Origin of the sequence: Enterobacter cloacae complex sp. P12RS (genome assembly GCF_014895875.1) — a bacterium.
In the GTDB taxonomy this organism is placed as follows: Bacteria; Pseudomonadota; Gammaproteobacteria; order Enterobacterales; family Enterobacteriaceae; genus Enterobacter; species Enterobacter bugandensis.
The window spans coordinates 13,681-37,621 of sequence record NZ_JADBQO010000022.1; the positions used below are offsets into that span (position 1 = coordinate 13,681).

At 59.2% G+C, this 23,941-nt stretch carries 18 protein-coding genes; 9 read left to right on the plus strand and 9 right to left on the minus strand.

Annotation, left to right across the window (positions count from 1 at the left end):
- Positions 1–102 precede the first annotated feature (102 nt).
- Positions 103–486, minus strand: a complete 384-nt coding sequence (gene bssR, locus IM284_RS14345) for a biofilm formation regulator BssR (protein WP_047368169.1) — start codon at positions 484–486, stop codon at positions 103–105.
- A gap of 216 nt (positions 487–702) precedes the next feature.
- On the opposite strand from bssR, the gene rimO reads away from it, so the two are divergent.
- Positions 703–2,028, plus strand: coding sequence for a 30S ribosomal protein S12 methylthiotransferase RimO (gene rimO / locus IM284_RS14350; RefSeq protein WP_047368168.1), 1,326 nt, complete (start codon positions 703–705; stop codon positions 2,026–2,028).
- Positions 2,029–2,091: 63 nt separating this feature from the next.
- Here rimO and gsiD read toward each other — a convergent pair whose 3' ends face one another.
- Genes gsiD through iaaA form a run of 5 tightly spaced genes read right to left on the minus strand, consistent with a single transcriptional unit; the run spans position 2,092 to position 8,314 of the window.
- Positions 2,092–3,003 (minus strand): glutathione ABC transporter permease GsiD, encoded by a 912-nt coding sequence (gsiD, locus tag IM284_RS14355; protein WP_047368167.1) that lies wholly within the window; start codon positions 3,001–3,003, stop codon positions 2,092–2,094.
- A 1-nt stretch (position 3,004) separates the two neighbouring features.
- Entirely contained in the window at positions 3,005–3,925 is a 921-nt protein-coding gene (gene gsiC / locus IM284_RS14360) for a glutathione ABC transporter permease GsiC (RefSeq protein ID WP_045630942.1), read from the minus strand.
- Between the two features lie 5 nt (positions 3,926–3,930).
- Positions 3,931–5,469, minus strand: a complete 1,539-nt coding sequence (gene gsiB / locus IM284_RS14365) for a glutathione ABC transporter substrate-binding protein GsiB (protein ID WP_193055832.1) — start codon at positions 5,467–5,469, stop codon at positions 3,931–3,933.
- 23 nt (positions 5,470–5,492) lie between these two features.
- A complete protein-coding gene (gene gsiA, locus IM284_RS14370; RefSeq protein WP_045630941.1) occupies positions 5,493–7,364 on the minus strand; it encodes a glutathione ABC transporter ATP-binding protein GsiA in 1,872 nt (623 codons plus the stop codon).
- Positions 7,365–7,375: 11 nt separating this feature from the next.
- The gene (gene iaaA, locus IM284_RS14375) at positions 7,376–8,314 is read right to left on the minus strand and encodes a beta-aspartyl-peptidase (RefSeq protein WP_047368739.1); all 939 of its coding nucleotides are present in this window, start codon (positions 8,312–8,314) and stop codon (positions 7,376–7,378) included.
- A gap of 188 nt (positions 8,315–8,502) precedes the next feature.
- Here iaaA and moeA point away from each other — a divergent pair, with 188 nt between their 5' ends.
- Both moeA and moeB read left to right on the plus strand, forming a co-directional pair.
- Positions 8,503–9,735, plus strand: coding sequence for a molybdopterin molybdotransferase MoeA (gene moeA, locus IM284_RS14380; protein ID WP_047368165.1), 1,233 nt, complete (start codon positions 8,503–8,505; stop codon positions 9,733–9,735).
- Position 9,736: 1 nt separating this feature from the next.
- Complete coding sequence (moeB, locus tag IM284_RS14385) at positions 9,737–10,489, plus strand: molybdopterin-synthase adenylyltransferase MoeB (RefSeq protein ID WP_047368164.1); 753 nt, start codon at positions 9,737–9,739, stop codon at positions 10,487–10,489.
- A gap of 89 nt (positions 10,490–10,578) precedes the next feature.
- Here moeB and fsa read toward each other — a convergent pair whose 3' ends face one another.
- On the minus strand, positions 10,579–11,241 hold the full coding sequence (gene fsa, locus IM284_RS14390; RefSeq protein WP_023326972.1) for a fructose-6-phosphate aldolase: 663 nt from the start codon (positions 11,239–11,241) through the stop codon (positions 10,579–10,581).
- Positions 11,242–11,368: 127 nt separating this feature from the next.
- Here fsa and IM284_RS14395 point away from each other — a divergent pair, with 127 nt between their 5' ends.
- The 4 genes from IM284_RS14395 to IM284_RS14410 all read left to right on the plus strand — a co-directional run bounded on the left by IM284_RS14395 (position 11,369) and on the right by IM284_RS14410 (position 17,081).
- Positions 11,369–12,268, plus strand: coding sequence for a glycyl-radical enzyme activating protein (locus tag IM284_RS14395; RefSeq protein WP_193055833.1), 900 nt, complete (start codon positions 11,369–11,371; stop codon positions 12,266–12,268).
- Positions 12,269–12,272: 4 nt separating this feature from the next.
- Complete coding sequence (locus tag IM284_RS14400; protein WP_193055834.1) at positions 12,273–14,705, plus strand: formate C-acetyltransferase/glycerol dehydratase family glycyl radical enzyme; 2,433 nt, start codon at positions 12,273–12,275, stop codon at positions 14,703–14,705.
- A 154-nt stretch (positions 14,706–14,859) separates the two neighbouring features.
- Complete coding sequence (locus tag IM284_RS14405; protein ID WP_047368160.1) at positions 14,860–15,675, plus strand: Cof-type HAD-IIB family hydrolase; 816 nt, start codon at positions 14,860–14,862, stop codon at positions 15,673–15,675.
- Between the two features lie 149 nt (positions 15,676–15,824).
- Positions 15,825–17,081 carry a DUF1479 domain-containing protein gene (locus IM284_RS14410; protein WP_047368159.1) on the plus strand — a complete coding sequence of 419 codons (1,257 nt, stop codon included), beginning with the start codon at positions 15,825–15,827 and terminating at the stop codon, positions 17,079–17,081.
- Here IM284_RS14410 and IM284_RS14415 read toward each other — a convergent pair.
- A complete protein-coding gene (locus IM284_RS14415; protein WP_047368158.1) occupies positions 17,078–18,151 on the minus strand; it encodes a LacI family DNA-binding transcriptional regulator in 1,074 nt (357 codons plus the stop codon). The two genes, IM284_RS14410 and IM284_RS14415, sit on opposite strands and share 4 nt — an antisense overlap.
- Before the next feature lie 288 nt (positions 18,152–18,439).
- On the opposite strand from IM284_RS14415, the gene IM284_RS14420 reads away from it, so the two are divergent.
- Together IM284_RS14420 and IM284_RS14425 are read left to right on the plus strand one after the other, a co-directional pair.
- Positions 18,440–19,741: an MFS transporter gene (locus IM284_RS14420; protein ID WP_028012467.1), complete on the plus strand. Its 1,302-nt coding sequence runs from the start codon at positions 18,440–18,442 to the stop codon at positions 19,739–19,741.
- A 17-nt stretch (positions 19,742–19,758) separates the two neighbouring features.
- Positions 19,759–22,122 (plus strand): TIM-barrel domain-containing protein, encoded by a 2,364-nt coding sequence (locus IM284_RS14425; RefSeq protein WP_047368157.1) that lies wholly within the window; start codon positions 19,759–19,761, stop codon positions 22,120–22,122.
- A gap of 91 nt (positions 22,123–22,213) precedes the next feature.
- Here IM284_RS14425 and IM284_RS14430 read toward each other — a convergent pair whose 3' ends face one another.
- On the minus strand, positions 22,214–23,809 hold the full coding sequence (locus IM284_RS14430; RefSeq protein ID WP_047368156.1) for an ABC-F family ATPase: 1,596 nt from the start codon (positions 23,807–23,809) through the stop codon (positions 22,214–22,216).
- Positions 23,810–23,941: the final 132 nt, after the last annotated feature.

Sequence of the window (23,941 nt, forward strand, 5' to 3'; positions counted from 1 at the left end):
GCTCCTTTTTCGGCATATGGCATAAAGATTAGCCATTACCTCCGGGCGCGTTACCACTTTTACAAAAGCTTAATCAGAGGGGGGAGTTGCCTCCCCCCGAACTCAGTGCTGTGCAAGCGTCTCGTGCTTGTTAAGACACATGATGCAAAGAGAGAGCGTTGTCAGGCAGTTTTCAAGCTTCTCCGCGTTAACAGCGATAAAAGTCGGGCAGTCGTGGCGTCCGTTCATCAGACACACCCCTGCAATGGAGAGCACCTCAGCGGCGCGACGCAGCGCCATCAGCTCGCTTTCATCGTATTCCGCCTTCAGGGTCGGTGCTTTTTCACGCATGAAATTACACAGTTCAAACAGATTATCACGCAGATGTTCGCTTTCGCTGACTGACATATAGCCCTTTGCCTTCCTGAGCTGCAGATAGGCGGCCAGGTCGATTCGGGCGTTGATCAGCTTGTTAAGCAGATCGCGTTTCAGTCTGTCAACGGACATGCTATTTCCTCCTCTGTCAGCCATGTTGCACATTCAGAATAAGGTCATTTTTTGTACAGTTTAATGCCTGAGATCAATTATTCTTAACTGATTAACATTATTTACAATGTTACAACCTCGGCCTGGCGCATCCGCCTTGCAAAGAGTGTATAAATCCCCCGCGATACGCTGTAAAATCCCGCCCTGATAACTCCATAATTGATGAATTTTTAACCTATGAGCAATGTTACGCACCAGCCGAAAATCGGCTTCGTCTCCCTGGGCTGCCCGAAAAACCTGGTGGATTCAGAACGCATCCTGACCGAACTGCGCACCGAGGGCTATGACGTGGTGCCAAGCTACGACAACGCCGATATGGTGATCGTTAACACCTGCGGCTTTATCGACAGCGCGGTCCAGGAGTCACTGGAAGCCATCGGTGAAGCGCTGACCGAAAACGGTAAAGTGATTGTTACCGGCTGCCTGGGCGCGAAAGTGGACCAAATCCGCGAAGTGCACCCAAAGGTGCTGGAGATCACCGGCCCGCACAGCTACGAGCAGGTGCTGGAACATGTTCATCACTACGTGCCAAAACCAAAGCACAACCCGTTCCTGAGCCTGGTGCCGGAACAGGGCGTGAAGCTGACGCCGCGTCACTACGCCTACCTGAAAATTTCTGAAGGCTGCAACCATCGCTGCACCTTCTGCATCATCCCGTCGATGCGAGGCGATCTGGTGAGCCGTCCGATTGGCGAAGTGCTGGCGGAAGCCAAACGTCTGGCCGATGCGGGCGTGAAGGAGCTGCTGGTGATTTCCCAGGACACCTCGGCTTACGGCGTAGACGTTAAACACCGCTCCGGTTTCCACAACGGCGAGCCGGTGAAAACCAGCATGGTGGGCCTGTGCGAGCAGCTGGCTAAGCTCGGTATCTGGACGCGTCTGCACTACGTCTACCCGTACCCGCACGTTGACGATGTGATCCCGCTGATGGCGGAAGGCAAGATTCTGCCGTACCTGGATATCCCACTGCAGCACGCCAGCCCGCGTATCCTCAAGCTGATGAAACGTCCTGGCTCCGTTGACCGCCAGCTGGCGCGCATCAAGCAGTGGCGTGAAATCTGTCCGGATCTGACCCTGCGCTCCACCTTTATCGTCGGCTTCCCGGGTGAAACCGAAGAAGACTTCCAGATGCTGCTCGACTTCCTGAAAGAAGCGCGCCTGGACCGCGTCGGCTGCTTCAAGTACAGCCCGGTGGAAGGCGCAACCGCCAACGAGCTGGCAGACCAGGTGCCGGAAGAGGTGAAAGAGGAGCGCTGGAATCGCTTCATGCAGCTTCAGCAGCAGATTTCTGCCGAGCGTCTGCAGGAGAAAGTGGGCCGCGAGATCATGGTTATCATCGACGAAGTGGACCAAGAAGGCGCGATTGGCCGCAGCATGGCGGACGCCCCTGAAATCGACGGCGCGGTGTACCTGAACGGCGAAACCAACGTTAAGCCGGGTGATATTATTCGCGTCAAAGTTGAAAACGCGGACGAGTATGACCTGTGGGGTAGCCGGGTTTAATCTCACTGCACATCTTTTACAGGCCGGGTAAGGCGTAGCCGCCACCCGGCACATTTCACTGCACTACCCTTTAATCCTCGGATCCAGCGCGTCGCGCAGCCCATCCCCCAGCAAATTAAACGCCAGCACGGTCAGAAAAATAGCCAGGCTCGGGAAAATCGCCACGTGTGGCGCAATCACCATATCCGCCCTCGCCTCGTTCAGCATCGCGCCCCATTCCGGTGTCGGAGGCTGCGCGCCTAAGCCCAGAAACGACAGGCTGGCCGCCGAAATAATCGACACGCCGATACGCATGGTGAAATAGACTACGATGGACGACACCGTCCCGGGCAGAATATGGCTGAACAGAATGGTGGTATCGCTGGCTCCCATGCTGCGGGCGGATTCAATAAACGTCTGCTGTTTCAGCACCAGCGTGTTGCCGCGCACCAGGCGGGCAAAGGCCGGAATCGAAAAGACCGCCACCGCGATAATGACGTTGGCCATGCCGCTGCCCATAATGGCGACAACGGCAATCGCCAGCAGAATGCCGGGGAAAGCAAACAGCACGTCGCAGATGCGCATGATGATGCGGTCCCACCAGCCTTCATAATACCCGGCGACGAGCCCCAGCACGGTACCGATAGCTGCGCCGATCAGCACCGCGACTACCCCGGCGGCGAGAGAAATTTGCGCCCCCACCAGCACGCGGCTGAAGATATCGCGGCCAAGCGAGTCCACGCCGAACCAGTGCAGCATTGAGGGGCCGTCGTTCAGACGGTCGTAGTCAAAGTAGTTTTCCGCATCAAACGGCGCTATCCACGGCGCAACGACCGCCACGGCAATCAGCACCAGCACGAACAGCCCCGCCGCCATTGCGACCGGCTGACGGCGAAAACGTCGCCAGAATTCGGACCACGGGGTGCGGACATGCTCCGGTTTCAGCCCCGGCATCGCGTTCAAAACGGCCTGACGCCGCCAGTTCAACAATCGCATCTTACTTATACCTGATGGCCGGGTTAATGGCGGCGTAGAGCACGTCCACCACTAAGTTGATAAGAATAAACTCCAGCGAGAAAAGCAGGACTTCTGCCTGAATCACCGGGTAGTCGCGCATCTCGACGGAATCGACCAGCAGGCGCCCCAGCCCCGGCCAGTTGAAGACCTTTTCCACGACGATAGAGCCACCCAGCAGGAAACCAAACTGCAGTCCCATCATCGTCACCACTGGGATCATCGCATTGCGGAACCCGTGCTTGAGAATGACCCACTTCTCGCTGACCCCTTTCGCCCGCGCGGTGCGAATATAATCTTCGCTCAGCACGTCAACGAACGAGGCGCGGGTAAAGCGGGCCATCACCGCCGACACGGCAGCGCCCAGCGTCATGGAGGGCAGAATATAATGCTTCCAGGTATCGGCCCCGACGGTCGGCAGCCAGCCCAGTTCAACGGAGAAGATTTGCATCAGCAGCATCCCCAGCGCGAACGCCGGGAAGGAGATGCCGGTCACCGCCAGGGCCATGCCGAGCTTGTCCGGCCAGCGGTTGCGCCAGACGGCCGCAATAATCCCCGCGCCCAGCCCAAACGCCACCGCCCAGCCCATGCTGGCAATCGTTAGCCAGAACGTGGGCATAAAGCGGCTGGCAATCTCCTCCGACACCGGGCGCCTCGACACCATTGAAATACCAAAATCGCCCTGCAGAACGTTGCACATATAGTGCAGAAACTGCATATACAGCGGCTGGTCGAGGCCCAGCTGTTTACGCACCAGCTCAATGACGGTGGCATCCGCTTCGGGCCCGGCTACCAGACGCGCCGGATCGCCCGGCAGCATGTGTACAAACAAAAACACCAGCACCGCCACTATCAGCAGCGTCGGGATAAGCCCCAGCAGACGTTTACAAACATAATTCAGCATGAGGTTTATTTTAAATCCGCATCGTCAAAGCTAAAGCCGGTGTCCGGCATGATGTAGAACCCGGTCAGCGCTTTGTTATGGGCTGAGACCAGTTTCTCCACCACCAGCGGTACCCACGGCGACTCTTTCCAGATAATGTCCTGCGCGTCCTTGTAGAGGCGGGCTTTCTCTTCCGGTTTGGTGGTTTTCAGGGCATCGGCCAGGTCTTTGTCCACCTGCGGATTGCTGTAAAACGCGGTGTTGAACAGGGTTGGCGGCCAGTTCTGCGAGGCGAACAGCGGCGACAGCGCCCAGTCGGCTTCACCGGTCGAGGCCGACCAGCCGGTGTAGAACATCCGCACGCCGCTCTCTTTCTGCCCTTTCCCCTCCACTTCTGCCGCACGCTGCCCGGCATCCATCGCGGTGACCTGCGCCTTAATCCCCACCTGCGCCAGCTGCTGCTGGGTGAACTGCAGCACCTTCTGGGCGGTGCTGTGATTGTGCGACGACCACAGCGTGGTGCTGAAGCCGTTCGGGAAACCCGCCTCTTTCAGCAGCTCGCGCGCTTTAGCCGGATCGTACGGCCACGGCTGATAGCTTTGCGCATACGCGATAGACGGCGGCAGCACGCCGGTGGCCGGGGTGGCATAACCCGCAAAAGCGACCTTCACCAGCGCCTGACGGTTAATGGCATAGTTGATGGCTTCACGCACCTTCGGGTTATCGAACGGCTTCTGCGTGACGTTCATGCTGATGTAGCGCTGCATGATAGACGGGCTGGCAACCAGCTCCAGCTTGCTGTTTTTCTGCAGAATGGCGGCCTGCTCATACGGGATGGGGAAGGCAAACTGCGCCTCGCCGGTTTGCAGCATTGCCGCGCGGGTGTTGTTATCCACCACCGGACGCCAGGTGATGGTGTCCAGCTTCGGCAGCCCCTGCTGCCAGTATCCCGCGAATTTTTTCACCTTCACAAAATCGGTCTGGTTCCAGGTGAGCAGCTCGTACGGCCCGGTTCCCACCGGGTGGAAGCCGATCTCTTTACCGTACTTTTTCAGCGCGGCGGGCGAGATCATCGCCGTCGCCGGATGCGCCAGAATATTGATAAACGCGGAGAATGGCTCTTTCAGGGTGATTTTTACCGTTGCCGGGTCGACTACCTCGGTGCTGGCGATATTTTTATACAGGTTATAGCGCTTGAGGCTGTTTTCAGGATTGCTGGCACGGTCGAGGTTGACCTTTACCGCCTCCGCATTGAAATCAGTCCCGTCCTGAAACTTCACGCCGGAACGGAGCTTGATGGTATAGACCAGCCCGTCGTCGGATACGGTGTACCCCTCCGCCAGCACATTTTTCAGCTTCATCTCTCTGTCGAGACCAAACAGCCCCTGATAGAACGATTTCGCCACCGCCTGGGAGAGCGTGTCGTTGGCGTCGTACGGATCGAGCGTGGTGAAGTTGGAGCCGACGGCAACCACCACGTCTTTGGCGGCGAACGCGGGGGCAGCGGCCAGGGCTGCCGTCACGCTCGCGGCTAACAACCATTTACGCGCTACAAATGTAACCATTGTGTTCTCCTGCCTGTTGTAAGTTATAACCGTGAGAAGGCATTGTCCTGGCGCGGCGGAGCCACGAAGTGGCCCGGACCAACCTCACGCAGCGTGACGCGCTCCACGGCTTCGCCGCGTTTACGAATGTTGCTCGGCATCTCATCCTGCAGCAGCACGCGCTGGCCGTGGCGGTGCGCGGGATCGGCAACCGGCACCGCCGCAATAAGCTTGCGGGTGTAGGGGTGCTGCGGGTTCTCAAACACCGCCCTTCGCGGGCCAATCTCCACGATCTGCCCCATAAACATCACCGCCACGCGGTGGCTGATACGCTCTACCACCGCCATATCGTGCGAGATAAACAGGAAGGCAATGCCCATATCCCGCTGTAAATCCAGCAGTAAGTTGATAATTTGCGCCCGGATCGAGACATCCAGCGCCGAGACGGACTCATCCGCAATCACCACCTTCGGGTTCAGCGCCAGCGCGCGGGCGATGCAGATACGCTGCCGCTGCCCGCCGGAAAACTCGTGCGGATAACGCCAGGCGTGTTCCGGCTTCAGGCCAACGCGCTCCAGCAGCCAGGCCACGCGACGCTGCGCCGCCTCGCCGTCGAGCAGGTTATGCACCCGCAGCGGCTCCATAATTGAGTACCCTACCGTATGGCGCGGGTCGAGAGAGGCATACGGATCCTGGAAGATAAACTGAATATCTCGCCGTATCGCCTGTAATTTATTATCTGGCAGAGTGTCGATACGTTCACCGTTAAAGGTTATCGTCCCCTCCTGGGTCTCCACAAGCCTGAGCAGCGCCCGCCCGGTGGTGGATTTCCCGCAGCCGGACTCTCCTACCAGCGCCAGCGTTTCACCCGGCCAGAGATCGAAACTGACGTTTTCCACCGCATGCACTTCGCGCTTCAGGCGGTTGAAAATTCCGCTGCGCAGCGGAAAGCGGGTCACCAGATTGCGCACTTCGAGTATCGGTTTGCCCGACACCACGGTGTCCTGCTCGCCTTCATCCTCCTGCGGCTCTGTCGCCTCCAGGGAAATCAGCGGAAAACGACGCGGCAAATCGCTGCCGTTCATTGCCCCAAGCCGCGGCACCGCCGCCAGCAGCGCTTTGGTGTAAGGATGCTCGGGGGCATGGAAAATCTGCTCGACCGCACCGGTTTCCACAGCATTGCCCTTGTGCATTACCAGCACCCGATCGGCGATGTCAGCCACTACGCCCATATCGTGGGTGATGAAAATCACCCCCATCTCCATCTCCTGCTGCAGCACTTTGATGAGCTGCAGGATCTGCGCCTGAATCGTCACGTCCAGCGCCGTCGTCGGCTCATCGGCGATCAGCACCGCCGGACGGCAGGAGAGCGCCATGGCAATCATCACCCGCTGGCGCATGCCGCCGGAAAGCTGATGCGGGTAACGCCCCAGAATGGCCTGCGCCTCCGGAATGCGCACCAGCTCCAGCATCCGTCGGGCCTCTTTAAGCGCCTCATCGCCGCTCAGCCCCTGATGCAGCCGGATGGACTCGGCAATTTGTTCCCCGACCGGGAACACCGGGTTCAGGGAGGTCATCGGCTCCTGGAATATCATCGCGATATCCGCCCCGCGCACGCCCTGCATCTGCGCGCCGCTCAGCTCGTTTAAATCGATGACCTGACGGTTACGGCGGCGCAGGAGCATTTTCTCGCTGCTGATTTGCCCGCCCGTCTGTTCCAGCAGGCGCATCAGCGCCAGCGCGGTGACCGATTTACCGGAGCCGGACTCGCCAACAATCGCCAGCGTCTCGCCGCGCCTGAGCGAGAACGATAAATTCTGTACTGCGGGGATGAACTGCCGCTCTTCCTGAAACGCAATATTCAGCTGATGGACAGCCAGCACCTCGCGGTTGTCCAGTTCTTCAGTGTGCGGCACGCGCTGCCCCCTTATTCACGATAGATGCCCGTGCTCGGCTCATCACCGGCATAACCCCAGGCGCGGTACATGCCTTCGCTGTTGAACGGCAGGGCCACGTTGCCCTCACGATCGACCGCAATCAGCCCGCCGACGCCGCCCAGGGCAGGTAATTTTTCCATCACCACGCGCTCGCAGGCCTCGCTCAGGCTTAAACCGCCGTAATCCATCAGCGCGGTGATGTCGTAGGCCGCGAGGGCGCGAATAAACACTTCCCCGGTGCCGGTACACGACACCGCCGCCGTGGCGTTATTGGCATAGCAGCCCGCGCCGGGCAGCGGGCTGTCGCCGACGCGTCCCGGCAGCTTGTTGGTCATGCCGCCCGTTGACGTCGCCGCCGCGAGGTTACCGGCTTTATCGAGCGCCACCGCGCCGACCGTGCCCATTTTGGTGGTTTCATCCAGCGGCGCAGTATGGTCAAGCTGCGTTATGCCCGCCGTACGGGCTTCCAGCAGCTGCTGATAGCGTTCTTCCGTGGAAAACAGATCCGGCGATACCGGTTCCATTCCGTGCTCAAAGGCAAATTTTTCCGCCCCAGCGCCCGCCAGCAGAACGTGCGGGCTCTCCTCCATCACCATACGCGCCGCCAGCACCGGATTTCGCAGATGGCTCACGCCCGCCACGGCGCCCGCCTTCAGGGTGACGCCGTCCATCACGCAGGCGTCCAGCTCGTGGGTTTCATCCCGGGTAAAGACCGAACCTATTCCGGCATTAAAGAGCGGACACTCTTCCAGCAGGCGCACCGCCTCGGTGACCACATCCAGCGCGCTCTCGCCCGCTTCCAGCATTTTCTGGCCCGTTTCCACAATGGCGTACAGCGCGTCAATGTAGCGCTTTTCCTGCTCGGGACTGAGCTGTGCACGGGTGATTGCCCCTGCGCCGCCATGAATTGCGATTACCGCATTAACCATTCGCATCACCCGTTAGCCTGATTCGCGGCTTTTTCTATAAATATCATTATCGTCGATGAAACTTCAGATGATTTTTGAATATAGAAAGACGCAACAGTGATGTAAAGCGTACACCCATCGGGTCATACAGTTAGCCGCACTTTTCTGCCATAATGGGCGCTTTCGTTGTTACTCCGCAGGAGCCCACCATGGATTTTACCGCCGGACTGATGCCGCTTGAGACGGCACTCTCGCAGATGCTTGACCGTATTTCTCCGCTGCATGACGTTGAGACGCTGCCGCTTGTGCGCTGTTTTGGTCGTATTGCCGCGCGCGATATCGTCTCGCCGATGAACGTGCCGGGGTTCGATAACTCCGCGATGGACGGTTACGCGGTGCGCCTGGCGGATCTCCAGACGGGTAACGCCCTGCCGGTGGCGGGTAAAGCCTTTGCGGGCCAGCCGTTTGGCAGCGAATGGCCTGCGGGCACCTGCGTGCGCATCATGACCGGCGCGCCGGTTCCGCAGGGCTGCGACGCCGTGGTGATGCAGGAAGAGACCGAGCAGACCGACGACGGGGTGCGTTTTACCGCGAACGTTAAAGCGGGCCAGAACATCCGCCGCACGGGCGAAGACATCACCCTCGGCGCGACCGTTTTTGCCGCCGGGCAGAAATTGACGGTAGGTGAACTGCCGGTGCTGGCGTCGCTCGGCATCGCCGAAGTTGACGTTGTCCGCAAGGTGCGCGTGGCGGTCTTCTCCACCGGCGACGAGCTGCAGCTTCCGGGCCAGCCGCTGCAGGACGGCCAGATTTATGACACCAACCGCCTGGCGGTACACCTGATGCTGGAGCAGCTGGGCTGCGAGGTGATTAACCTCGGCATCATTCCAGACGACCCGGAAAAACTGCGCGCGGCGTTTATCGAGGCGGATAAATCCGCCGACGTGGTCATCAGCTCCGGCGGCGTCTCCGTGGGCGAAGCGGATTACACCAAAACCCTTCTTGAAGAGCTGGGCGAAATCGCCTTCTGGAAGCTGGCGATTAAGCCGGGCAAACCGTTCGCGTTTGGCAAGCTTCCGCACAGCTGGTTCTGCGGCCTGCCGGGTAACCCGGTCTCTGCGGCACTCACCTTCTACCAGCTGGCGATCCCGCTGCTGGCGAAGCTTTCCGGCAACAAAGCCAGCCCGCTGCCGGAACGCCTGCGCGTGCGTGCCGCTACGCGCCTGAAAAAATCACCGGGTCGTCTCGATTTCCAGCGCGGCATTCTGGCGCGCAACGCCGACGGTGAAATGGAAGTGAGCACCACTGGGCACCAGGGCTCGCACATTTTCAGCTCCTTCAGTCTGGGTAACTGCTTCATCGTGCTGGAGCGCGAGCGCGGCAATGTAGAAGCAGGCGAATGGGTTGAGGTTGAGCGCTTTAACCACCTGTTCGGAGGCTGACATGACGGTGGAGCTGAGCGACCAGGAGATGATGCGCTACAACCGCCAGATCGTGCTGCGCGGGTTTGACTTTGAGGGCCAGGAAGCGCTTAAGGCAGCCAAAGTGCTGGTCGTCGGTCTCGGCGGGCTGGGCTGCGCCGCCGCGCAGTATCTTTCGGCGGCGGGCGTGGGCAGGATGACGCTGTTGGATTTCGATACCGTCTCGGTGTCCAACCTGCAGCGCCAGACACTGCACAGCGACGCGACGGTTGGCCAGCCGAAAGTAGACTCTGCCCGCACGGCGCTGGCGCGCATCAACCCCAACGTTCAGTTCACACTGATTGACGCGATGCTGGATGACGACGCGCTGTTCGCGCAGATTGCGCAGCACGATCTGGTGCTCGACTGCACCGATAACGTCGCCGTCCGTAACCAGCTGAACGCGGGCTGTTTTGCCCACAAAACCCCGCTGGTCTCCGGCGCGGCAATCCGCATGGAGGGGCAAATCAGCGTCTTCACGTACGCGGATGGTGAACCCTGCTACCGCTGCCTGAGCCGTCTGTTTGGCGAGAATGCGCTGACCTGCGTCGAGGCGGGCGTGATGGCACCGCTCGTCGGCGTGATTGGCTCATTGCAGGCAATGGAAGCGATCAAAGTGCTGGCACACTACGGCACGCCTGCCGCGGGGAAAATCGTGATGTATGACGCGATGACCTGTCAGTTCCGCGAGATGAAGCTGATGCGTAATCCGGTGTGTGAGGTGTGCGGAGGTTAAAGCAAACGGCAACCTTCAGGTTGCCGTTTTAGTGTTTGCTCCCTCTCCCTGTGGGAGAGGGTTGGGGTGAGGGCATCAGGCCGCACCCGTCAGATAGACGTCCGTCCAAACGCCCCCTGCCAGTCCTGCTCAAACTTCACGATCGCGGCATCCACCGCAGGGGAAGTAATAAACTGCTGCGCGACGTCCAGCGGCAGCGTGATGGACTCGCACCCTGCCAGCAGGCAGTCCAGCGCCTGACGCGGGGTTTTAAAGCTCGCGGCCAGCACTTTGGACTGCGGGGCATGCAGCGTCAGCAACTGCTGTAATTCCACAACGGTCTGGATCCCGTCCCCGCCCTGCGCGTCCACGCGGTTAACGTAAGGGGCCACATACTCAGCTCCGGCCAGGGCGGACAGCATCCCCTGCGCGGCGCCGTACACCGCCGTGCCCAGCGTCGGGATCCCTTCCGCTTTCAGCATCTTAATGGCCGCCAGCCCTTCTGCGGTTACCGGCACTTTCACCACCAGGTCGTTAATGATAGCGCGCAGCTTGCGCGCGTCTTCCACCATCCCTTCGGCGGTGGTTGCCATTACCTGCGCAAACAGACGGCCCTTACCGCCCAACGCGTCGTGCAGCGCGGGCAGCAGCTCATCTAGCGGCGTTTTTCCTGCCGCCACAATGCTTGGGTTGGTGGTCACGCCCGCCAGCGGGAAGATACGCGCCAGCTTTTTGACTGCCGCAACGTCAGATGTGTCGAGATAAAGTTCCATGGTGTCACCCTCAAAATTAGCCTGCACTTACCCTATCACGACAAAACCTGCTCAAGAGTTGACCTGCATCAAGATAACTTTCATTCGAAAGTAATTTAATCTTCATATGCAACTTGAAGGCAAAAATATGATCTTCAATATTCAGCGTTATTCCACCCACGACGGCCCCGGTATTCGAACCGTGGTGTTCCTGAAAGGCTGCTCGCTGGGCTGTCGCTGGTGCCAGAACCCGGAAAGCCGCTCGCGCAGCCGGGACGTGCTGTTTGACGCGCGCCTGTGTCTGGAAGGCTGCGACCTGTGTCATCTGGCGGCACCGGGCTGTATCGAACGCGCGCTCAATGGCCTGGTCATCCACCGCGAAAAGCTGAGTGAAGAGACGCTTAACGCCCTCACCGACTGCTGCCCGACGCAGGCGCTGACCGTCTGCGGTGAAGAGAAGCAGGTGGACGAGATCATGGCCACCGTGCTGCGCGACAAACCCTTTTATGACCGCAGCGGCGGCGGGATCACCCTCTCCGGCGGCGAGCCGTTTATGAACCCGGAGCTGGCGCACGCCCTGTTCAAGGCCAGCCACGAACAGGGTATCCACACCGCCGTCGAAACCTGCCTTCACGTGCCGTGGCACTATATCGAGCCGTCATTACCGTACGTCGATCTGTTCCTTGCCGACCTTAAGCACGTCGACGGAGCGGTGTTCAAACAGTGGACCGACGGTTCGGCCAAACGAATCCTGGACAACCTGAAGCGCCTCGCTGCTGCCGGGAAAAAGATCACCATCCGCGTGCCGCTGATCCAGGGCTTTAACGCCGATGAAGCGTCCATCACAGCCATTACCAACTTCGCCGCCGACGAACTCGGCGTCGATGATATTCATTTTTTGCCGTATCACACGCTGGGCATGAACAAATACACCCTGCTCAGCCAACCCTACTCTGCCCCTGACAAACCGCTGGATAACCCTGCCCTGCTGGATTTCGCGCAGCAGTACGCCTGCCAGAAAGGGTTAACCGCGACCTTACGAGGATAAACCTATGACCACCCTGAATCTCAACACCCTCAGCGAACGTATTAAAGCCCATAAAATGGCGCTGGTGCATATCGTCAAGCCGCCGGTCTGTACCGAGCGCGCGCAGCATTACACCGAAATGTACCAGCAGCACATGGACAAGCCGATCCCGGTGCGTCGCGCGCTGGCGCTGGCACATCACCTGGCGGAACGCACCATCTGGATCAAGCACGACGAGCTGATTATCGGCAACCAGGCAAGCGAAGTGCGCGCCGCGCCGATCTTCCCGGAATATACCGTCTCTTGGATTGAGAAAGAGATTGACGATCTGGCGGACCGTCCGGGTGCGGACTTCGCGGTGAGCGAAGAAAACAAGCGTGTGCTGCATGAAATCTGCCCGTGGTGGCGCGGCCAGACGGTGCAGGACCGCTGCTACGGCATGTTCACCGACGAGCAGAAAGGCCTGCTGGAAACCGGCATCATCAAAGCCGAAGGCAACATGACCTCCGGCGACGCGCACCTGGCGGTAAACTTCCCGCTGGTGCTGGAGAAAGGTCTCGACGGCCTGCGCGCCAAAGTGGACGAGCGCCGCTCGCGCATCAACCTGACGGTGCTGGAAGACCTGCACGGCGATCAGTTCCTGAAGGCAATTGATATCGTGCTGGAAGCCGTCAGCCTGCACATCAAACGCTTCGCCGACCTGGCGCGTGAGATGGCGTCTACGGAAACCCGCGAAAGCCGCCGCGACGAGCTGCTGGCGATGGCAGAAAACTGCGACGTGATTGCCCACGAGCCGCCAAAAACCTTCTGGCAGGCGCTGCAGCTGTGCTACTTCATTCAGCTGATCCTGCAGATTGAGTCCAACGGCCACTCCGTTTCCTTCGCCCGTATGGACCAGTATCTCTATCCGTACTATCGCCGCGACGTGGAGCTGGACCAGAGCCTGGATCGCGAGCACGCCATCGAGCTGCTGCACAGCTGCTGGCTGAAGCTGCTGGAAGTGAACAAGATCCGCTCCGGCTCGCACTCCAAGGCCTCCGCCGGTAGCCCGCTGTACCAGAACGTCACCATTGGTGGTCAGAAGCTGGTTAACGGCGAGCCGATGGACGCGGTGAACCCGCTCTCCTACGCGATTCTGGAGTCCTGCGGTCGCCTGCGCTCCACCCAGCCAAACCTGAGCGTGCGCTACCACGCGGGCATGAGCAACGACTTCCTCGACGCCTGCGTGCAGGTGATCCGCTGCGGCTTCGGGATGCCGGCATTTAACAACGATGAAATTGTGATCCCGGAATTTATCAAGCTTGGCGTGGAGCGCGACGATGCCTACGACTACGCGGCCATCGGCTGCATCGAAACCGCGGTAGGCGGCAAGTGGGGCTACCGCTGCACCGGCATGAGCTTTATCAACTTTGCCCGCGTCATGCTGGCGGCGCTGGAAGGCGGCCGCGACGCCACCAGCGGCAAGGTGTTCCTGCCGCAGGAAAAAGCGCTCTCTGCCGGTAACTTCGATAACTTCGACGAGGTGATGGCAGCGTGGGACAGCCAGATCCGCTACTACACCCGCAAATCTATCGAAATTGAGTACGTGGTAGACACCATGCTGGAGGAGAACGTCCACGACATTCTCTGCTCGGCGCTGGTGGACGACTGCATCGAACGCGCGAAAAGCATTAAGCAGGGCGGCGCGAAGTATGACTGGGTCTCCGGCCTGCAGGTGGGTATCGCCAACCTCGGCAACAGCCTGGCAGCGGTGAAAAAGCTGGTCTTTGAGCAGGGCGTCATCGGCCAGCAGCAGCTGGCGGCGGCGCTGGCGGATGACTTCGACGGGCTGACCCACGAGCAGCTGCGCCAGCGCCTGATCAACGGTGCGCCGAAGTACGGCAACGATGACGACAGCGTGGACATGCTGCTGACCCGTGCTTACGAAACCTACATTGAGGAGCTGAAGCAGTACCACAACCCGCGCTACGGCCGCGGCCCGATTGGCGGTAACTACTACGCGGGCACGTCGTCTATCTCCGCTAACGTTCCGTTCGGCGCGGCAACGATGGCCACGCCGGACGGACGTAAGGCCCACACCCCGCTGGCAGAAGGGGCTAGCCCGGCCTCCGGTACGGACCACCTCGGCCCGACGGCGGTGATTGGCTCCGTGGGTAAACTGCCGACGGAAGCGATTCTTGGCGGCGTGCTGCTTAACCAGAAGCTGAACCCGTCGACGCTGGAAAACGACAGCGACCGACAGAAGCTGATGGTACTGCTGCGTACCTTCTTCGAGGTGCACAAGGGCTGGCATATTCAGTACAACATCGTCTCGCGCGAAACGCTGCTGGAAGCGAAGAAACACCCTGACCAGTATCGTGACCTGGTGGTACGCGTTGCGGGTTACTCGGCGTTCTTCACCGCCCTGTCGCCGGATGCGCAGGACGATATTATCGCCCGTACTGAGCATACGCTGTAACGGTGTATCCCCTCTCCCCATGGGAGAGGGAGAAAACACTAAAAACGGCAACCTCGGTTGCCGTTTTGCTTTTACTTTCGAATGAAATTAAATTTGTGCTCCCCGTCACCTTGTTATTAGAATGTTTCAAAACGCAGTGACCCAGGAGCACAGTATGACCGTTAAAGTTATCGTCACCGATATGGACGGAACTTTCCTTGATGATGCCAAGCAGTACGATCGTGACCGCTTCCAGGCACAGTTTGAGCAGCTTAAATCCCGCGATATTGAATTCGTTGTCGCCAGCGGCAACCAGTATTACCAGCTCATCTCCTTCTTCCCCGAGCTGAAAGAGCAGATCTCCTTCGTGGCGGAGAACGGCGCGCTGGTGTTCGACCACGGCGAGCAGGTTTTCCACGGCGAGCTGACCCGCCATGAGTCGCAGATCGTTATTGGCGAACTGCTGAAAGACAAAGGGCTGAACTTTGTAGCCTGCGGTCTGGAGAGCGCCTACGTCAGCGACAAAGCCCCGGACGCCTTCGTGGCGCTGATGTCAAAGCACTATCACCGCTTAAAACGCATCAGCGATTACCGCGAAATCGACGACGTGCTGTTTAAGTTCTCCCTGAACCTGCCGGACAGCGATATCCCGAACCTGGTCGATAAACTGCACGTCTCCCTGGACGGCATCATGAAGCCGGTCACCAGCGGTTTCGGTTTTGTCGATTTGATTATCCCCGGCCTGCACAAAGCCAACGGCATTAGCCGCCTGCTGAAACGCTGGAAAATCTCCCCGCAGGAGTGCGTCGGCATTGGCGACAGCGGCAACGACGCGGAAATGCTGAAGCTGGTGAAATACTCTTTTGCGATGGGCAATGCGGCGCAGAGCATTAAAGACATTAGCCGCTACAGCACCGACGATAACAACCATCAGGGCGCGCTGAACGTCATTCAGGCCGTGCTCGACAACCACTCTCCTTTCGACGTCTGATCCTTTCCTCGCCGGAGCCCCGCTCCGGCCTCTCACTCTTTTTTCGACCTGTGGCTTGCGTCAAGTTTTTAAACTTGCATTAACTTATTTTTAACTTAAAGTATCACTTGTAGACATTTTTACTTTCGAATGAAAGATGCGAGGCAGTTATGACCTTTACCAGTGAAACCTTGCCGGCGGACCATAAAGCGGCAATCCGTCAGTTAAAACGTGAGTTACGCGCGCAGATCGGCGACGTGCAGGCGGTGTTCGGCAAGCTCAGCGATAAAATCGCCACCCGCGTGGCGGAGATCAACGCCCTGAAAAATAAAGGCGAATCCGTCTGGCCGGTGATTCCGTTTGCAGATGTGAAAAACGGCACGATTACCGACGCTCAGCGCGAGGCCGTTAAGCGCCGCGGCTGCGCGGTGATTAAAGGTCACTTCCCCCGCGAGCAGGCGCTGGCGTGGGATCGGTCGATGCTCGACTACCTCGATCTGAACAAGTTTGACGAGGTGTACAAAGGGCCGGGCGACAACTTCTTCGGCACCTTAACCGCCTCCCGCCCGGAGATTTACCCGATCTACTGGTCCCAGGCGCAAATGCAGGCGCGCCAGAGTGAAGCGATGGCGCAGGTGCAGTCGTTCCTGAACCGTTTATGGACATTCGAGAGCAACGGCAAGCAGTGGTTTAACCCTGACGTCAGCGTGATTTATCCGGACCGCATTCGCCGCCGTCCGCCGGGAACCACCTCCAAAGGGCTGGGGGCGCATACCGATTCCGGCGCGCTGGAGCGCTGGCTGCTGCCGGCTTACCAGCAGGTGTTTGCCCGCGTGTTTGACGGCAACGTCGAGAAATACGATCCGTGGAACGCCGCGCACCGTACTGAAGTGGAAGAATACACCGTGGATAACACCACCAAGTGCTCGGTGTTCCGCACCTTCCAGGGCTGGACGGCGCTGTCGGACATGATCCCCGGCCAGGGGCTGCTGCACGTGGTGCCGATCCCGGAAGCAATGGCCTACATTCTGCTGCGTCCTCTGCTGGACGACGTGCCAGAAGACGAACTGTGCGGCGTGGCGCCGGGGCGCGTGCTGCCGATTTCCGAGAAGTGGCACCCGCTGCTTATCGAAGCATTGACCAGTATTCCGGCGCTGGAAGCCGGTGATTCCGTGTGGTGGCACTGCGACGTGATCCACTCCGTCGCGCCGGTGGAAAATCAGCAGGGCTGGGGCAACGTGATGTACATCCCCGCCGCGCCAATGTGCGAGAAGAACCTCGCCTATGCGAAAAAGGTCAAGGAAGCGCTGGAAACCGGCGCGTCGCCGGGAGACTTCCCGCGCGAGGATTATGAAAAAAGCTGGCAGGACCGTTTTACCGTGAACGATCTCAATATCCACGGCAAGCGCGCGCTGGGCATGGCTTAACTGTCGTACAGCCCTTCCCGCTCCACGGCGGTGCGTCGTTTCCCCTGACGTATCCGCCGTACCGATTCCCGCACGGCCAGCGTGCCGTTCAGCAGCAATGTTCCTACCGGCGCGTCCGGGCGCATCAGCCGCTGCTGGAGCATATGCACCGCTTCCGTTCCCAGCTCGTCGCGGGGAACATGCACCGCCGTTAAGGGCACATCCTGAATCGCCGCCAGATTAAAGCCGTCAATGCTCATCACCGAGACGTCCTGCGGCACGCGCAGACCGTGATTTTGCAGCGCGCTGATGGTGCCTGCCGCCATAAAGTCCCCGCCTACCAGGAACGCCGTCGGCAGGTCTTTTCCCTTCTGTTGGTTAAGCCACTCGCTCACCAGTTGCTCCGTCTCTCTGGCGCTGAAGCTTGGCACCACCAGCAGATCGCGCCTGTCGTTAAACCTGAGATTATGAGCGTGCCACGCGTCGCGGATCCCCGCCAGGCGCAGCTCCATGGTGTAGCGACGCAGGCACAGCACGTTCATCACCTCGCGGTGCCCCATCTCGAACAGGTACTCCGCCGCCCGCTCGCCAATAGCACGGTGATCCGGGGCAACGGCAGGCAGGCGCATGCGGCGGTCCCGGCAGTTAATCAGCATGCAGGGTTTCCCCACATCCACCGCCAGATCGTGGATATGCGGATCGTCGATACCGAGCAGAATGGCCGCCTGGGTATCCGGCTCGTTCATGCGTGCCAGAAAAATCTGGGCGTCGCTGTCGTTCTCCTCCAGCGCGCAGTAGCGCAGCCGAACCTCGTGCGAGGCAAGCCCTTTGCTCACGCTCTGGATCACGCGATAGTAAAAGATGTCGGACCGCTCGTCGAAGGCACGCTGAGGGGCAAAAACCACCAGGCTGTTAAGCAGCAGACGCCCCGCCGCCATGCCGTCCATTACCCCCAGCTCCCGCGCGCACGCCAGCACCTTAGCCCGCGCCTTTTCGCTGGTATTCGCTTTGCCTGCCAGCACACGGGAAACCGTACTGATGGAGAGCTGGGTACGGGCGGCGATTTCGGTGATTTTTAGCCTTTTGTCCATTTTGTGATCTGGCTCCATTTGCGAAATGAAAAAATTTTCATAGCGTGTTCATCAGGCAATAACTGACATAAAGACCATCATGCCAGAGGGTTTACGTCAGTTATGAGAAATTTTGCACAAAATCCACTTTTGCCCTCTCATTTTCTTCCCTAAGGTGAACTTGTCACACAGCTTCCATACTAGTTGTATAGCAACTTGAGCATTCTAAGCGGATAGAAATCAAAGGCATAACAATCTGTGTGACACCTGAACCTCCGTCCCCTTACCGTCCGTCTTGTGGAGAGTAAAATGAGTCAGGACATCAATAACACCGTTGCGACAAGCAAAACACGTCGCGTCATTAAGAATTTGCGCTGGTACGTGTTGGTGCTGTTTTTACTTGGCGTCACCGTTAACTACATCACCCGTAACTCACTTGGGATCCTCGCCCCGGAACTGAAAGAGAGCCTCGGGATCACCACCGAGCAGTACTCCTGGATAGTCGGCGCGTTTCAGATCGCCTACACCATTTTCCAGCCCCTGTGCGGCTGGCTGATCGACGTTATCGGCCTGAAGATTGGCTTTATGGTCTGCGCCGGGATCTGGGCGCTGATGTGTATCTTCCACGCGGGCGCCGGAAGCTGGCTGCACCTGGCGATTCTGCGCTTCTTTATGGGTGCTTCCGAAGCTGCCGCCACGCCAGCGAATGCCAAAACCATCGGCGAATGGTTCCCGAAATCGGAACGTCCCGTTGCCGCCGGCTGGGCAGGCGTGGGCTTCTCCATCGGCGCGATGCTGGCCCCGCCTATCATCTACTTTGCTCACGCGTCGTTCGGCTGGCAGGGCGCGTTTATGTTTACCGGCGTGCTGGCGCTGCTGTGGGTGATCCTCTGGTGGGCGTTCTACCACAACCCGGAACAGCACCCGAACCTGAGCCGCGACGAGCTGGCGTTTATTAAGCAGGATAACGAACCCGCACCGGTCAAGCTGCCCTTCCTGACCGCGCTGAAAACCGTCTCGAAAAACAAACGCTTCTACGGTATCGCCATCCCGGCCTTTATGGCAGAACCCGCCTGGGCGGTGCTGAGCTTCTGGGTGCCGCTGTACCTCGCTAAAGAGCACGGCATGGACCTGAAGCAGATTGCGATGTTTGCCTGGCTGCCCTTCCTCGCCGCCGACCTCGGCAGCGTGGCAAGCGGCTACCTGACGCGTCTGTACACCCGCTGGTTCGGCTGCTCCCGCGTGAACTCGGTGGTGGCAAGCTCTGTCACCGGCGCGTTTCTGATGATTTCTCTGGCCATCGTCGCCGTGACCCGCGACCCGTATATCACCATCGTACTGATCTCCATCGGCGGCTTCGGGCACCAGATTATCTCCTGCATGCTGAGCGCGCTGGTGGTGGAGTCCTTCGATAAGGGCCAGATGGCGACCGTCAACGGCATGCGCGGCTCGGCGGCGTGGATCGCCAGCTTCCTGTTCTCGCTATTAATCGGGGTGACCGCCGACAAAATCGGCTTCAACCCGCTCTTTATTGCCATGGGCTTCTTTGACCTGATTGGCGCTCTCTTCCTGGTGGCATTTATTGCTGAACGTCGCGCCAAGCGCGCCTGATAGTGGATGTATTGCATATGAAAACCCTGAAAAACTGGACCGTCGATAAGCAGTCTGCGAATCATCTGGAGCTGCTGGTCGATAATCAGCACCGCCTGTGCCTGTACGTGCTGGAACAGAACCTGTTCCGCGTGCTGATCAAACGCAAAGGCGAGCTGGCGCTGGACCGCACCTGGAGCATCGCCCCGGAACAAGACGTGCCGTGGGAAGGCCGCCGTCGTGACGACTTGAGCGGTTTCTCCTGCCCGGCCTGGACCCTGACGCAGCAGGATGACGCAGTGACGGTGGCAACCGAGCAGCTGCGCGTGACCGTCCACCAGCCCCTGTGGCTGGAGTGGCACTACCGTAATGATGCGGGCGAATGGCAGCCGCTGGTCCAGGATCGCCCGACCAGCGCCTACCTGCTGAACGCCCACGGCGACGGCGTGGCGCACTATCTCAGCCGCCGTAAGGACGAGCGTTTTTACGGCCTGGGTGAGAAAGCGGGCGATCTGCAGCGCAACGGCAAACGCTACGAGATGCGCAACCTGGACGCCATGGGCTATAACGCCGCCAGCACCGACCCGCTCTACAAGCACATTCCGTTCACCCTTACCCGCCGCGACGACGTGAGCTACGGTCTGTTTTACGACAACCTGAGCAGCTGCTGGCTGGATCTGGGCAACGAGATCGACAACTATCACACCGCCTATCGCCGCTGGCAGGCGGAAGCGGGCGATATTGATTACTACCTCTTTACCGGCGCGCGCGCGCTGGACGTCACCAAAGCCTTTGTGCGCCTGACCGGGAAAACGCTGTTTGGGCCGAAGTGGAGCCTGGGCTACAGCGGCTCGACCATGCACTACACCGACGCGCCGGACGCGCAAAACCAGCTGATGAACTTCATCCGCCTGTGCGAAGAGCACGTCATTCCGTGCGATTCGTTCCAGCTCTCGTCCGGCTATACCTCCATCAACGGCAAGCGCTACGTCTTCAACTGGAACTACGACAAAGTGCCGCAGCCGAAGGCGATGAGCCAGGCCTTCCACGACGCGGGACTGAAGCTTGCGGCCAATATCAAGCCGTGCCTGCTGCAGGATCATCCCCGCTACGGTGAAGTGGCGGAGAGCGGCCTGTTCATCCGTGATTCAGAAACCGACGCGCCTGAACGTTCCAGCTTCTGGGATGACGAAGGCTCGCATCTCGACTTTACCAACCCGCAGACGGTGCAGTGGTGGCAGAACGGCGTGACCACGCAGCTGCTGGAGATGGGTATCGACTCCACCTGGAACGATAACAACGAGTATGAAGTGTGGGACGGGGAAGCCCGCTGCTTTGGCTTCGGCAAGGAGATCGCCATCAAGCATATTCGCCCGGTGATGCCGCTGCTGATGATGCGCGCCTCGCTGGAAGCGCAGCAGCGCTTTGCGCCGGAAAAACGCCCGTATCTCATCTCCCGCTCCGGCTGCGCCGGGATGCAGCGCTACGTTCAGACCTGGAGCGGCGACAACCGCACTAACTGGGACACCCTGCGCTATAACATCCGCATGGGGCTGGGCATGAGCCTGTCCGGATTATTCAACGTCGGTCACGACGTGGGCGGTTTCTCCGGCGACAAGCCGGACGCCGAGCTGTTCGTGCGCTGGGTGCAGAACGGCGTAATGCATCCGCGCTTTACCATCCATTCCTGGAATGACGATCGCACCGTGAACGAGCCGTGGATGTATCCGGGCGTTACGCCTGCCATTCGCGGCGCGATTGAGCTGCGCTACCGCCTGCTGCCGTATCTCTACACCCTGCTCTGGCAGGCGCACGCCGACGACGAGCCGATGCTGCGCCCGACCTTCCTCGACCACGAGCACGACGCGCAGACCTTCGAAGAGTGCGATGACTTCCTGCTGGGCCGCGACCTGCTGGTGGCAAGCGTCGTCGAAGCCGGGCAGCGCGAGCGCCGCGTCTGGCTGCCAGATAACGAAACGGGCTGGTACGATTTTTACACCCACGCGTGGTATGCGGGCGGGCAATCCATCGTCCTTGATGCGCCGCTGGAAAAACTGCCGCTGCTGGTGCGCGCCGGGGCCGGTCTGCCGCTTAGCGAGCGCATCACGCATGTGAGTGCTGAAAAAGATACGACCCGCGAGCTGAAGCTGTTCCCGGTTAAAGGCGTCGGCACAACCACGGGGCTGCTATTTGAAGACGACGGTGAAAGCTGGGGCTATCAGAAGGGCAATGCGCTGTGGGTGGAATGGGAAATGGAGTGTGATGGCGCAACCATCAACCTGAAGGTCAACGCGCGCGGGGATTATCGTCCGGCGTGGAAGGCGCTGAAGGTGTCGTTACCAGCGGGGGAAAAACGTACGCTGCGGGTGAACGGGGTTGAAGGGGGCGAGTGGGTGGTGTAGTACGACCTGATGCCCTCACCCTAGCCCTCTCCCACAAGGAGAGGGGATAGAACGTAGGCCGGGTAAGGCGAAGCCGCCACCCGGCTTTTTTTTAGCCGTCGATACCTTTACTGCGCAGGTAATCTTCGTAGTTACCGCTGAAGTCCACCACGCGCTCTGGCGTAATTTCGATCACGCGGGTCGCCAGGGAGCTGACGAACTCACGGTCGTGAGAGACGAAGATCAGGGTGCCCTGGTACATCTCCAGCGCCATGTTCAGCGATTCGATCGATTCCATGTCCAGGTGGTTAGTCGGTTCGTCCATCACCAGAATGTTCGGTTTTTCCATCATCAGCTTGCCGAAGAGCATGCGGCCTTTTTCACCACCGGAGAGCACTTTGGCCGGCTTTTTGATGTCGTCCTGGCTGAACAGCAGACGACCCAGAATGCTGCGCACCGCCTGCTCGTCGTCACCTTCCTGCTTCCACTGGCTCATCCAGTCGAAGACGGTCAGGTCGTTTTCGAACTCATATTCGTGGTCCTGCGCGTAGTAACCAATCTGCGCGTTTTCAGACCATTTCACGGTGCCGTTGTCCGGCTGCAGTTCACCCACCAGGGTTTTCAGCAGGGTAGATTTACCCACGCCGTTGGCGCCCAGAATGGCAATCTTCTCACCCACTTCCAGCAGCAGGTTGAAGTTTTTAAACAGCGGGCCTTCATCAAAGCCTTTGGTCAGCGCCTCAACTTCCAGCGCGTTACGGAACAGTTTCTTGTCCTGCTCGAAGCGGATGAACGGGTTCTGACGGCTGGAGGCCTTCACTTCTTCCAGCTTAATTTTGTCGATCTGACGGGCACGCGATGTTGCCTGACGGGATTTAGAGGCGTTAGCGCTGAAGCGGCTCACGAAGGATTGCAGGTCCGCAATCTGCGCTTTCTTCTTAGCGTTGTCGGCAAGCAGACGTTCACGCGCCTGGGTGGCTGCCGTCATGTATTCGTCGTAGTTGCCCGGATATACGCGCAGCTCGCCGTAGTCCAGATCCGCCATGTGCGTACAGACCATGTTCAGGAAGTGACGGTCGTGCGAGATGATGATCATGGTGCTGTCGCGGTCGTTCAGCGTCTGCTCCAGCCAGCGGATGGTGTCGATGTCCAGGTTGTTCGTCGGTTCGTCGAGCAGCAGGATGTCCGGGTTAGAGAACAGCGCCTGCGCCAGCAGCACGCGCAGCTTCCAGCCTGGCGCGACTTCGCTCATCGGGCCGTAATGCTGTTCAACCGGAATACCCACGCCCAGCAGCAGCTCGCCCGCGCGGGCTTCCGCAGAGTAGCCGTCCATTTCGCCGTACTGGGTTTCCAGATCGGCCACTTTATAGCCGTCTTCTTCGCTCATTTCGGCGAGACCGTAGATACGATCGCGCTCCTGCTTCACTTCCCACAGCTCCGCGTGCCCCATGATCACGGTGTCGAGCACGGTGAACTCTTCGAAGGCGAACTGATCCTGACGCAGCTTACCGATACGCTCGTTCGGATCGAGCGACACGTTGCCCAGCGTCGGCTCTAAATCGCCGCCGAGGATCTTCATAAAGGTGGATTTTCCGCTACCGTTGGCACCAATCAGGCCGTAACGGTTGCCGCCGCCAAATTTGACGGAAATGTTTTCGAACAGCGGCTTACTGCCAAACTGCATAGTGACGTTGCTGGTAACTAACACGGAGAGATTCCTGCGAAAAGTGTGATAAACACGGCATTATGCCACAATTCCGAATTGAGATCCCGTGTTGCGGCAATCCACTAAACTTTAACAAAATCGAAAAAAATGTGATTTCGTACACATCTGAATTCC